Genomic DNA, 13,109 nt, shown 5'->3' with positions numbered 1-13,109 from the left:
GGTTTCATGTAATGGACGGCAGCGTAAGCGGCGGCGGGCTGATCAGTGCCATCGAGCCTTTGTTGGTTAGTTCCGGTAGCGTCATCTTTGCCTTTGAGTTGGTTGTCATGGGGAAACGCCACCTGGCTCTAATGCTTTTCAGCGCTGGGGTTCTAAGCCTCATGGGTAGCTTGGCTTTGAAGTCACTAAGTACCACGAATGTTTTTGTGGCGGAACGCCAATCCGCATCAAAAAGTCCGATTCTGCCAAGCGATGCCGATCGGCCACGTATGGCTGATGGGCGTCATTACCCCATCGTTCCAGATGATCCGATCAAGCTTGCGGATCTTCTTCAAGAGGTAGAAGAAGCGCTGCTTCAACCATCAACACCTAAAGAAGATCTCCCAAGCCTTGGCCATCAACAACAGCTCATCTACCGGGTGTTGTCTAAGGATCTACCCACTTCTAATCAGGTGCTGGCTCACTTGCCGAGCCGTTGGCGTCATGTGGCTGAACGGCATTTAGTCGCAAGGCGTGAGTTTCTTGCGATGCACAGGAGATCCTTTAGACCTCGCTTAATGCCGGCCTGGAGAATCATTCCGCCCGAGCCTGCAGAGAAGTTATTGAGCTATTACCGCAAAGCAGAAAGTTCAACTGGTATCGATTGGGAAGTTTTGGCGGCAGTGAACCTTGTTGAGACAGGAATGGGCCGCATCGATGGTGTCTCTGTAGCTAATGCTCAAGGACCGATGCAGTTTTTGCCAACAACTTGGCAAGAGAATGGTATTGGAGAAGGGGACATCCGTGACCCCCATGACGCGATTCAGGCAGCCGCGCGCTATCTAGTACGCCGCGGCGGGCTGCAAGATATCCGTAAAGGGTTGTGGGGATATAACAATAGCGACCATTACGGAAGGGCCGTGCTCGAATACACAGCATTATTGAAGGAAGATCCGCGCGCATTCACTGGCCTTTATCATTGGGAAATTCACTTTGACATTGATGCTGGGGATTTATGGCTGCCTGTTGGTTATAATCAAAACAAGCCAATTCCTGTGTCTACTTATTTAAGGAAGTTTCCAGCAAGTAGCCCAAGATAACCACTTTGATCAATTCATAATTGTCAGGAGGATGATCAATGGCTAACATAGTATGAATTAGGCCTTGAATACTCAATAGCTTTTAATCCCCGCACATGGAGTAACGCTATAACCTCTAGAGATCTAAAGTTATTTGGTTTGACCACTTGTTGACGATGAGATGTCTTTTGTAGGTAGTTCTTGAACTCTGTAGATCAATCAATTTAGGAAACTTGCTCTTTGCAGTAAATGTTATTGGGTTGATCTGGAACTAGTGGATTGTGGTTAATATCTCTCCTTCAATAAAGATTGGCTATAAAGTAGAAGCTATAGCCTTGCGGCCCTTTTTTGTAATTTTTTTGACCCTAATATTAAAACACTAAAGACAACCAGTGCCGCGATGATGTTGTAGACGATCAAAAAGATAGGAAAGGTTAGCTCTAGGGTATTGGTGCAGAGAAGTATGGCTATAATCAGTAGTTGGAATCCCAATCCAAAGATTGAGATTAAGCTCATAATCCAGTTTGGGATTGGGCGAGATCTTGAGTTGGTTATTTGATTGCCCTTGAACGTTGTGTCGATAATCCAGTCCTGCCACCCGTAGAAAATTAGATATACCTTATGAAGAATAAATAACACTCTTGGGTTTTCTTGAGGGTAAGGAACTGGAGAAGTCACTTCGGATATACGGCTTGTTTTATCGCCGGATGCCTGATGCCTTTTAATCACATAAAAATAATTAAATATTGTTCCTTGCAGTTGAAATGAGATCCAGGTCAGCGCAATTTTCCAAACAGGTATCATCAGCGGGATGCCAATCGCAAACAACACAAGCCCGTTCAGAATTAAATCATTTATTGAGTCCAAGTATCTACCAGTGTGTGATGGTCGATTTCTTGCGCGAGCCATTTCACCATCTGCCGCATCAAGCAAGCTTTTTAATATCAGCAGTGAGCCTGCAAGTGTAAGTGCATAACGATTAAAAATTAGCAGTACACTAACTAGGCCTACTGCGGTAAATAGCCATGTTAATGTGATAGCGCCTATCGATGTAGGCAGCAGTCGTTTTACCAGCCATATTGCCCCTGGGCGTGCATAATCTGACAGGTCCCAAAACTTATGTTCAGGGGGGAGTTTTGGCATTACAGTAGTATTATTGTTGGCTTAGCAGAAATCGCAATGGTTTTACGATCAAGACTTGTCAATCTTTGATTGTGGATTTGAGATACATGCTGCATGTTGTCGCTTCTGCTTTTTGATAATTCAGGGCCTATATATACACTTAATTAGCTCCTCTTGAACAAAGCTTAGCATTGTGATACTGAGGCAGGTGGTAGCTCAGTAGGTAGTCCTATCAGCTCGGCGCTCACTTCCCACAGCGACTTGGCCAGATTGTTGTCCTGTGCTTCCTTGCTTACATTTGCTTCTTCAAAATGGTGCTGCCCTGGACCGTCAAGCCGATTGCTTCGATAGCTAAATGGAGATGTGTTTAACGATTGATCTGTCGCAAGTCTCGAGAGTAGAGACCCCGCATTCTCTGCTGATTCGCTAATGCGCAACAGATCTCGCACCACTAGTGAAAAGACCCGCTGACCCCATTCGTTGTAGCGCCGACTGTAGCGAAAGAAGCCTCCTGAGCTGCGAGGTATCACTAACCCTGGTGCCCATGCCAGCACTGGTATCTGTATGGAACGCAAACTCAGTCGTCTTGCCAATTCCCGAGCGAACAGTACGTTGCAAAGCTTGCTGTCTTTGTAGGCCTTGTCTGCATTAAAGCTTGAACTGCCATCAATCATCTCAAAGCCGGCTCCGGTTTTGAGACCCGTCAAATCACCTAAGCCAGCAGGCTTGCCAAAGCGTCCGCCAGGAGAATTGGAGTCATGCACCTCGGAAGCTGTTACCACTACACGTGGGCTCATCCCTGCATCTAACAGCGGTAATAGGCGGATGCTCAAGGCTTGATGACCAAGATGATTAACCGCGATGGTGAGTTCGTAGCCCTGAGATGAGAGCTGCGCTTTTGCTGCACCAGTGTATTGAAGGCCAGCATTGAGGATCAAGGTATCGATTGGCTTGCCGATGCTCAATAGCTCCTCAGCACAATGTTTGATGCTTTCCAAATCAGCTAAGTCCATGACTGGAGCTGAAACTGGGCTTCTCTCTTGCTGATGTTGAACTGTCTCTTCTGAGAGCTTTTTAAGCGTTGCCGTGGCTGTAGAACGATCTCGACAAGGCAGAATTAGCTGATGCCCAGCACGATGCATCCGAACTGCAGCTTGATAGCCGATTCCAGAACTTGCTCCTGTGAGCAGGATTCGACGGCTGTGGACTTTTGACGAGGGGGCTTTGGTCATGGTTTGCACCCTATGCAGAAGATGGTGCTTGTTGCCTCGCTCTAGGGGATGACCTTCAACGCTTCTACGCGCTGAATTGAATTCTTTGCACCATCCTTTGCGTTTAGTCCAACCACAATTCCTTTTTCAGGCAAGAAAAAAGGCGGGGTAGGAGTTCTTTCCGCCTAGCAGCTAACGCCTGTTTTTGTCTAGTGCTCAGCCCTGCACCAAGCCGACAACCAAAGTCACGACAGCAACCAGCAGTCCACCCCATTTAATAATTGCCTCATCTTTGTCATACGAGCAAGCAGCAAGGATGGCTGCAAGCTGAATGATAACGATGTTATTGAACATGGTGATCATAGTAGATGGCATTTACTTTGTAGCGAAGCGAACCTTTTCTGTCTATCTCACGACCAGCTCTTCTGCAGTTTCTTGATCATCCGCCATATTAGTTCACGCGTATTGGGATGGATTCGTTCCATATCGATGGACGTGCAAGCGCTGAGATCAGCCATTCGCAGACATTGATGGACTAAAGATGCTTCCCGCATTAAAAGCTGTTTTTTACTGATGTTGAGTGCTGTAATCATGATGGACACAGTTATGATGATCAAGAAACCGAAGGCTGCTTGATTCTTTCGGAATCTATTAGACATGAAACTTCAATGTTTCAATGAAGTTCTGCGAATGCTAAATCTGCCTGATCTAGAGCATTGGCATGGTTTTGCTTTTGAGCTGCTGCATTGTCCCCAGGATGAGTGCACGATTTAGGGTTGAATGAAACTGCGGCGGTCATGAAAGTCTGGACCTTGGCCTGTGTGGCGAATGGCCCAATAGCTATAACTTGCATCGGCATGTTTCATGACCGCAGCGAGAGAGAACTCAGGGCAGGAAATACCTGGCAACCAGGGCTGTAAATTGAGAAGCACATCACAGCGAAAATCTTTTGGTCCACCATGGATGCTGATGGTTGGGAGGATAACGCCGAGCTCTGGTTTGAGTCCGTTGCGGTAGTTCTCAAGGGAGTAAAGATTCCAATTACCACTAGGGGCAACATTGAGTTCCCAGTAGTTCTCTTGCCCAGGATGAGCTAGGAATGCCTCGAAGCACGTGTTCGACCAAAGCTCATCACATCTCTGTGGTGAAACTGCAGTGGCGGGCATTTGAATATCGTTGAGCCCAGCTTCTCCTCGACTTCTAAGCCCATAACTGAGCTCAAGAATCCCTTCTTCATGCCATACAAACTCAGCACTAACTAGTAAGTTTGGTTTCTGCCTTGGTTCATAGGGAACCAGAGTGCATACTTGGCGTGTCATGACAGCATGGCGAGCCATCTTTAGCTTTGGCTCCTCAGGCGCTCTACCAAGCCAACAATAGAGGTCCACTGAGCTTCAATACTTTCCATGAGGCGGAACTGCACCTCCGCTCGATCAAGGTTTTGGTTTGGATGTTTCGTTTTGAAGTAGATGTTGCCATTGAGGTGATCAGTAAGGAAGCGCAAACCAAGTTCAAATGGGATCAATTTGATGCACTCGGGGATGTAGTGATAATCCCTTTCACTCAAGAAGCCTCTCGCTACAGACAGGTATCCATCAAGGATTGCTTCACATAATGAGAGATCAAATTGAACCTGGCTGATATCGGTAGCTTCCTCTCCTGCTGGATTACAACAGGAACGAAGGCAATCACCAATGTCATAGTGAACCAGGCCAGGCTTGACGGTATCGAGGTCAATCAACCCCACCGCCTGTCTTGTAAGGTTGTCGATCATGACATTGTTGATCTTCGGATCACCATGAATGGGGCGTTTCTTTAGTTCACCACGACAAAGTGCGGCTTCTAGTACATCGACGCCAGCGCGTCGGGTCTCTATGAAATGCATCGCCGAGCTAAGGCGTGAGTCTCGCTTCAAGGTTGTAACGCTACCACTGGATCCTATGGCTTGGGCGATGTCGAACTGTTGTAAGTAAGCAGGAGTAACGTGAAAATTCTCAAGCGTGTCTGCTAATCCATCGTTGGGGAGATCACTGATGAGGTAATGAAACATACCAAGTGCATATCCGATTTCTTTAGCGTGTTCATAGTCGCGGAGTACCTCAACAGTTGTAGCGGAGTTGATGTAGGTGATGGAACGCCAGAATTGTCCATCTTGTTCAATCCAATGTTCATCTAAGCCATGGACTGGTAGAACTCTTGGGATCTCCCATCTCCTGCCGGTTAGCTCTGATGGATTAGAGGCTAATTTTCTTTCCACATGTTCAACAAGGTTGAGCATGTTTGTCATCACTAGATCAGGTCGATCAAACACATGGGTGTTGAGACGTTGAAGCACAAAGCGCTGAGGTTCAGTCCCAGTCAAGGCCACTAAAAAAGTATCATTGACGTTGCCAGATCCCAGTACATCGATACTTGATATATTTCCTTGAGCACAAAACTGACCAGCAATACTCATTAGAGTATTGCTGGTCACGAGTGGGGATTTGGCCAAGACTGCTTACTTGTGTCTTTATTAGCACGATGATGTCTTTTGCAGGTTTTTGCCAGAGATCAGTGTGCGGAAAAGCAGGCGGTGGATCTCCGAAGCTCTCGCCTTGACTTAATGACGCGATGATTTGCTCCAGGCATCGCGTTTGCACGGATTGAATTCTTTAGGTTAGGGCATGGTTGCTTAGTGCATCATGCTTGGAATGATTGTTTTGTTTTGAGCTGGAGATGCAAGCCTTGTTCAAGATCCAGAGATTGATGCTAACCGTAGTAAATTTATTAAGTTAACAGGCTGAATTTGCGAGTTGGTATTGATCACAGAGACTGGCTTTATGGCAATCGCTTGATAAGTAATCTATGGTTAATCGAGCTTTGTTATTCCTGCCTATCAAGGCATGGAGAATTTATGACGGCCTATATTATTGGGTCTTGTTAGGTTGGTTGAGTAACCATATAGACCACCTTTTTGATCTGCATATTGTTGCAGCTCTTTCTCGGCAACAGTTTCTGCCGCTTAACATTCTAATCCTTGTCTATGGATAAGACTCTTGTCTCGCGCGCAAGCTAAAATCTTTAATATGGCAGCTCCATTCATCAGGAGTGACCTCTATTGCGAATGTTTCGAAAGAGTTGTTATTCCTCGCTCAGCTGATCTGTTAAGGCAAGGCATATTGCCACACATGTGGAGACAACACAAGAAGCACTTTGCTTTGCTCTATGGAACTTATGAGACCGAGAACTGTGGTGATCTACAGGACTTGCTAGCGCGCCCTTGTCTCTGTAGATCACTTCTGGGCTTTAGAATCAATCCGCTTGAATCAAGCTGAACGCAGTGAGGATTTCAATAAAGATTCTTCAACACAAGATTTGATTAGGCAACCCATTGACGTCGTATACCCTCAGCAGCTGCGGCCGCACGATTACGGACATCTAATTTGCGAAGGATTGAGTTGACATGCCCTCGAGCAGTTGTTTCTGCAATGAACATCTGGTGACCAATCTCGCGGTTGGTGAACCCGTCACACACCAGACGGAGGACAAAGCGTTCCCGAGGCGTTAATGATTTCACTTCGAACACTAAGGGTGGCAGAACCATGCTGCGCAGCTGAACTGCTTTAAATCTGACTATCTCTGCGGGGAATTATGACCAAGTCTGACTGGCCCCAGCCCAGAAGACCTTTGAGGTCAGTGCTTGACACACTTTTAGGGCCACTTTGCCAAGTTGATCTCCCCTGAAGGGGCTTCAGAAATAGCAGACTCACGGCAGCATGGGGACCCGGAGTGTGTTGCAGCTTTGCCCCGATTTCTCCACACCGCTGACTGGCAAATCGGCAAGCCCTTTAGGAATATCACAGATCCTCAGAAGCGCTTTCGCCTGCAACAGCAGCGGATCTTGTCTGTTTCACGGATCGCTGCTGTTGCCGAAGAGCACAACGTAGATGCCGTGCTGGTGGCAGGCGATCTGTTCGATTCCAGCACCGTCCCATCAGCTGTGGTGATGGAGGTCTTGGAGGTGATTGGTTCTATGAATCGTCCAGTCCTGGTGATCCCGGGCAATCATGACCATGGTGGAGCTGGAGGTGTTTGGCAGCGCCAGGATGTTCAAAGGCAGTTGAAGGAACGAGCACCTTTGATGCAGTTGCTTCTTAAACCGGAGCCGGTTTTGATTGATCATGCGCTTGTTTTGCCTTGCCCTCTGCTACGTCAGCGCGATAGCGCAGACCCCTCAGCTTGGATCTGTCAGCTGGATTGGCAGGATCTAGCTGAAGATTGTCCTCGAATTGTTCTGGCACATGGAGCTGTGCACGGATTCGAGAGCACTGATTACAACCAAGACAGTGCTGGTCAGTCGGAGCGGATCAACCGCATTGATCTTGACATGATCCAACATGGGCAGGTTGATTACATCGCTCTTGGCGACTGGCACAATCTCAAACAAGTAGGAGATCGTGCTTGGTATTGCGGAACCCCTGAACCGGATCGCTTTGATCAGGGAGACCAGGACCAGCGTGGGCAGGTTTTAGTGTTTGATATCGATCGAGGGACATGTCCCATCCCGAAGTCTGTATCAACGGCTGGGTTGCACTGGCACAATCTTCGGGTACAGCTCAGAACCACTAGCGATCTTGATCGACTGGAGCGGACTCTCCAGCAGCGCATTGGAAGTCGAGTAGGCCGTGATCTATTGAGGCTTGAAATTAATGGACAACTGAGCCTTCGTGAGTATCAACGGTTTGAAGCCTTAATCGAGGTGCTAAGGACGCAATTGCTGCATGTACGAATCAAAGGAACCTGCAATCGACGTCCAGGTCAGGAAGAACTTCGGGCCATGACTGATCGCAGTGAAGATCATTTGATTAGTTCTATTGCCTTACAACTACAGGGAGAACTTGAAAACCTTGAACTTACAAAATCTCTTACAACTGAACAGCAGAGCGAAGCCGAGCTGATCGAGTTAGCTCTTTGTGAACTCCATCGGCTTTGCAGTGAGTCATCCTTAAATAACTGATCGCCCTATGCGCTTATTGCACTGCCATCTTGAAAATATTCGCCGTCATCGGCTCTTGGATATCGACTTTTCGCCCGGATTGACGTTGATTTCTGGAGCCAATGAAAGCGGGAAAAGCTCACTTGTGGAGGCGATGCATCGAGGCTTATTTCTCAAGGCCACTGCTAGCGGATCGCTAGTAGAAGCGTTGCGCTCTAATCTTTTTCCAGGTCACCCCCTCATTGAACTTTCTTTTGAAGCAAAAGGTGCGATCTGGTCGTTGAGCAAACGCTTTAGTGGTCAGAGTGGCAGCGTAAGGCTTGATGGAACCGGGCAAGAAGTTCCACTCAGCGGTTCTGCGGCAGAAGAGCTCCTAGCAAAACTTCTCGGAGTTGATGAGATCGTTGGCAGTCGTCAGGCAGCGCGAGTCCTTCCGAGTCGATGGGCTCATCTCTGGGTGTTACAGGGACTCGCTGGCCAGAATCTTTTAGATCAAGGACCCCAGCATTACGACCTCAATGGGTTGATGCAGCAATTGGAGCAACGGGCAGAAGTGTCTTTGCAATCACCTCTTGATCAAAAGGTGAGTACGGAGCTGGAGGCTCTTGTGGAAGCCACTTTCACGAGTCGAGGGGTTCGTCGTAACTCACTTCTTTGGCAATGTCAGCAACAACGAGAGAGAGCGGAAGATGCTCTTAAAACTGCAGAACTGCAACGGGACAGCTTTGAATCCACCAGTGCAGAGTTGGATCAACTTGAACATGAGCTTGATTTGCTCACGTCAGACCGCAAACCTGCCCTCAAGAAGCGACGTTTCGAGTTGCAAACGCAACAAGAGCAGACCCGCCAGGACGAAGCTGCTCTGCTCCTTTATCGACAGCAGCTCGAACCTCTTCAACTGCGAAAGAAACAACTGCAAAGCGTCCTTCATGCCAATCATCAAATCCACAATGAATTTCTCCTTTGCCAGAAGAATCTTGAGGATGGCAGTGAGCAGCAGACTCTGCTTAAGCACAGCCTTAGTGAGACCAAAAAGCAGATTGAGACCACACAGCAAGAGCTCGATGATCTGGATCAACAACGATCGGACTGGGAATTAAGGGGTCTGCACATGAGACGGTTAGAAGAACTCACACAGCTCAAGCTTCAACGCGAATCCCTCCAACGACAGCACAACGAGCAACAACGCTTGCGCAAACAATCCCAAACACTGCAAATTCAACTCGATGCACTGCCTGATCTTGGTGTGGCTAACTTGCAGCGTCTTCGTGATTGTTATGACCAAGTCAAAGGATGTGCTATTCGCATTGAAACGATGGCATCTGAATTCAATCTAGAACGTGCAGATCAGCCTGTACTTGTCGATGGTTTTCCCCTGAAGGAGGGTGAGAAGAAACGCCTTATATCAAGCTTCACCGTGAATGTTGGTGATGGAGTTCGCTTTCATATTAATCCTGGCCAAGGTACGGGAATTGAAGAACTAAAACGTGACCATGAGAGGCATCTTCTGAAGTACACGGAGACCCTGAAGGCTTGGCAAGTGAAATCTTTGGAGGAAGCCGAACAAAAGATTAATCACAGGAATCAGTTGAGTCAGCAATTGAATCTTATCAACGAACAACTCAATGGATGTCAAGATGGAGATGATGGAAATATAAGCCTATCTCTACAGAAAAAACAACTTGAAAATCGTCAGCAAGAACTTGAACAAGAGATGACCTCAGAATCAGAAATTTCCAAGCTAGATGATAGTTTATTCTCTAATGATGGAAGCTTGAATCAACTTCTTGATCTCGATACCATCCGCGTTGAGCTTAAGCGATATCGCCAGAGCTACAGAACCATTAGTGAGTCAATTAAGGTGATCAAGTTGCGACTTCAGCAGCTGCATAGAGAAGAGTATGAGCAAGACAAGAACTTACAGAAGCTTACACTTTCGCTTGAGGTATTAAGTGCAAAACAAATCGAACGAAAACAACATATGAAATCTCTTTTGGCTGAACATGGTCCTGAACCAGAGATTGAGGAAAAACTACTGAAACTTAATCAATCACTGACTCATTTGGGACAGAAAGTTTCTGATTTAGAACAACAGCTCGGAAAACAAACTCTACAAGCCATCAAGTCAGCTCTAGCAGAGCTGGATGCCCAAGAAAAACGTTTGCAGGAACATTTACAGCTGCTTAGCGGACAACGAGGAGCTCTGCGTGAACGCTGTGAAGGGCTTGGAAGCCTTGAACCTTATGCTGCTCTTGAGGAAGCCCGCGTAAACTTCAATCAGGCCAAGCTGGAGGAGCGTGAACAATTGATGCTTGCTCATGCACAGCAAAGACTCTTAAAATCATTTCAACAAGCTCAAGCTGAACTATCAAATCGATATACGACTCCACTTAGTCAGGCAATTTGTTCTTACTTAGAGCCCCTGCTTGCCAACCAAAATGATCGTTGTCACCTTAATTTCGACCCTCATGATGGATTTCGAGAATTAGGCCTTCGACGTGACGGTCAAAACGTACAATTTCGAGATTTAAGTGGCGGCATGAAGGAACAGCTCAATGGGGCTCTTCGTCTTTCGATCGCAGATGCCCTCAAAGGAGGACATGGCGACTGTTTGCCAATTCTGTTTGATGATGCTTTTACCAATACTGATCCAGATCGCATCGAGACAGTGCTCAGGATGATGACCCAGGCGGTAAAGCGTGGCCTTCAGGTGATTGTGCTCAGTTGCGACCCAACCCCTTACGAAAAAATTGCTGATAAGACTATTTACTTGCCAAGTCCTTAATTGACTCAGACTTATAATCTGATAACTAGATCAGCTAGTTTGCTCATGATTCAAATCAATGGATATTTGCTTTTAATTCAGCAGATGTTTTGAAATTACTGGTGATCTGCTGGGGAATCCTACTTATAGGCTTGTCTCGATTACATTCATCGCTCTGAGATAAGCTGGTGTCTTGTCTACTGCCTCCGAATCATTAAGGAATAAATCATCTCGGATTGCACGACGCCCATTGTCGGCAATCACTGCGTTAACGATTAGATCTATGGCCTCTGGGTTGTCAAGATTTTGAAGAGCTTCGGCATATCTGCGGCTATGGGTTGGTCTAACAGATTCCTGGCAGTAATTAGTTAGTTCACGGCTTTCTGTCATCACAGAATAAGCAACTCCTTTACTGGACTGATTTCCATAGATAGACATGTATAAAAGATTCACCATCGATGAATCATGCAGAGGAATAGAGTAATTACGAACAATCTGTGGCCAATAACGCAGAGACTTCAAGCCTTCTAACCCTCCCTTTTGTAGCCCATCAGATTCACACCATTCTTCAAGTTCTTCCATTTGATGAGGGCAGCGCTCTTCTTCCTTCATCTTTTTAGCGAGTACTTGCCCAGCTTGAAAGTTACGCGTTGGTTTGCCACAAACCGGAAGCATCATGCTCCCCCTAACATCTGCAACCATGGCAGTAAGTTGTGCAAAGGTGTGATCTCGCACCTTTTCCATCTCCCCATCTCGAGCCAATGCGGCTTCAATGCGCTGCACTCCGTAACCAAGCTCAGTTAATGAAAATGGTTGTTGATTGTAGAGCCCATGACGATCATTTCTACACATCGATACTGTGGCAGCTTGATCAAGACACTGATCTAAAAGTAAGGTCAGCAGAGTTGGAAGTACGCCTGGATTATCATGGTGATATGTATAACCAAACCCAGCAAATATTGATGCCATATTTTTTGCTGCTTTGATATATTGCCCTTCAATATTGTGAACGCCTGACGATACCTGGATATTTGGTGACAATCGATCCAGCATTCGAGCTCCAAGCATCGCTGTAAGTGCATTTGGATGGCAGAAGTTGGCCGTGAAGCTATCAAACGGATTTCGCAATGCTCCATGGCGGTGAAATCCTGAGAAGAACGCTAGATTTGGTTGCTTTTCACATAGGACATATGATTCATTATTGATCTGGTTATGAGAGAAGGAACCGGCCAGACAAGCTAGAACAACCTGTTCTCGTTTCATCTCCTCACGTAGTCGACAAGCTTCCTCAAGGTCTAGCTCTACATGGTTGCTGTTCGCACTGAGAACGACGAGCTCACAGCGTTCAATTAGATCAGCCAGTGTGTTTGTGACACGAACTCCAGCTTTTACATGTGTGCCCATCTTGATAACAGATGCAACATGGGCCTCGTCCATTCCATCCAAAGAACCCTCTGGAAAGGCTCCCAGTAATTCTCGTTCTGGACGCGGGGCAAGCAATAAGCTGACACCAGCGGTTTGCATCGCACAGTTGTATGCCAGTGAGGCTGGATAAAGCCCCACGCTGTAGAACCCGACATTGCCATTCTCAAGTGCTTTAATTCTGCTTTGAATCAACTCCGGATTTAGGGACTTGGTGAAAAAACTGTTGTTCATCACTTCTCCTTGCTTCTATGCAGATTTGTTGTTGTCTTCTTTAACCCTACGGATGCAGCTGATCTCAGGAAAATGGGAATTTGCATATCACCATATTAAAACGTTTAATCTCTATGATAAATCGAGCAGCTTCTGTTCAGATCGGTCTGCTTTTGTTGCCTTTAGTTCAATCAGGATCTGCTCAACAAACAGCTGAACTTTCACCTCGCGCCAATACAGCTGCTCATTAGTCAGCAGGTGCTAGCCACAGTGTTTCCATGTCAGTGGCTTGGCCCATCGTGCTCAACGTGGGAAGGTGTGTAGACCCGGCCATAGCAACCAAA

Annotated in this window: 10 protein-coding genes; 3 read left to right on the top strand and 7 right to left on the bottom strand. The window is 46.7% G+C overall.

What is annotated here, in order from left to right; genetic code table 11:
* Positions 1-11 precede the first annotated feature (11 nt).
* On the top strand, positions 12-1,079 hold the full coding sequence (locus SIB68_RS03515; RefSeq protein WP_063400604.1) for a lytic transglycosylase domain-containing protein: 1,068 nt from the start codon (positions 12-14) through the stop codon (positions 1,077-1,079).
* A gap of 306 nt (positions 1,080-1,385) precedes the next feature.
* On the opposite strand, the gene SIB68_RS03510 is transcribed toward SIB68_RS03515, so the two are convergent.
* The 6 genes from SIB68_RS03510 to SIB68_RS03485 all read right to left on the bottom strand — a co-directional run bounded on the left by SIB68_RS03510 (position 1,386) and on the right by SIB68_RS03485 (position 6,974).
* The gene (locus tag SIB68_RS03510; protein ID WP_063400603.1) at positions 1,386-2,201 is read right to left on the bottom strand and encodes a CDP-alcohol phosphatidyltransferase family protein; all 816 of its coding nucleotides are present in this window, start codon (positions 2,199-2,201) and stop codon (positions 1,386-1,388) included.
* Positions 2,202-2,365: 164 nt separating this feature from the next.
* Positions 2,366-3,412, bottom strand: a complete 1,047-nt coding sequence (locus SIB68_RS03505) for an SDR family NAD(P)-dependent oxidoreductase (RefSeq protein ID WP_063400602.1) — start codon at positions 3,410-3,412, stop codon at positions 2,366-2,368.
* A 195-nt stretch (positions 3,413-3,607) separates the two neighbouring features.
* Complete coding sequence (locus tag SIB68_RS03500) at positions 3,608-3,745, bottom strand: hypothetical protein (RefSeq protein ID WP_196757138.1); 138 nt, start codon at positions 3,743-3,745, stop codon at positions 3,608-3,610.
* A gap of 416 nt (positions 3,746-4,161) precedes the next feature.
* Positions 4,162-4,710 (bottom strand): DOMON-like domain-containing protein, encoded by a 549-nt coding sequence (locus tag SIB68_RS03495; protein WP_236069007.1) that lies wholly within the window; start codon positions 4,708-4,710, stop codon positions 4,162-4,164.
* A 20-nt stretch (positions 4,711-4,730) separates the two neighbouring features.
* The gene (locus SIB68_RS03490; protein ID WP_063400599.1) at positions 4,731-5,846 is read right to left on the bottom strand and encodes a phosphotransferase enzyme family protein; all 1,116 of its coding nucleotides are present in this window, start codon (positions 5,844-5,846) and stop codon (positions 4,731-4,733) included.
* Positions 5,847-6,749: 903 nt separating this feature from the next.
* Positions 6,750-6,974 (bottom strand): helix-turn-helix domain-containing protein, encoded by a 225-nt coding sequence (locus SIB68_RS03485; RefSeq protein WP_063395174.1) that lies wholly within the window; start codon positions 6,972-6,974, stop codon positions 6,750-6,752.
* Between the two features lie 198 nt (positions 6,975-7,172).
* On the opposite strand from SIB68_RS03485, the gene SIB68_RS03480 reads away from it, so the two are divergent.
* A complete protein-coding gene (locus SIB68_RS03480) occupies positions 7,173-8,387 on the top strand; it encodes a DNA repair exonuclease (protein ID WP_063400724.1) in 1,215 nt (404 codons plus the stop codon).
* 7 nt (positions 8,388-8,394) lie between these two features.
* Positions 8,395-11,151, top strand: a complete 2,757-nt coding sequence (locus SIB68_RS03475) for an AAA family ATPase (RefSeq protein WP_063400598.1) — start codon at positions 8,395-8,397, stop codon at positions 11,149-11,151.
* A gap of 123 nt (positions 11,152-11,274) precedes the next feature.
* On the opposite strand, the gene SIB68_RS03470 is transcribed toward SIB68_RS03475, so the two are convergent.
* The gene (locus tag SIB68_RS03470) at positions 11,275-12,786 is read right to left on the bottom strand and encodes a hypothetical protein (RefSeq protein WP_063400597.1); all 1,512 of its coding nucleotides are present in this window, start codon (positions 12,784-12,786) and stop codon (positions 11,275-11,277) included.
* Between the last annotated feature and the right edge of the window lie 323 nt (positions 12,787-13,109).

The sequence above is a fragment of the Prochlorococcus sp. MIT 1323 genome, assembly GCF_047304905.1.
In the GTDB taxonomy this organism is placed as follows: Bacteria; Cyanobacteriota; Cyanobacteriia; order PCC-6307; family Cyanobiaceae; genus Prochlorococcus; species Prochlorococcus marinus_D.
Note: the sequence above shows the minus strand (reverse complement) of the source record. Positions and strands in the feature narration are given on the sequence as shown.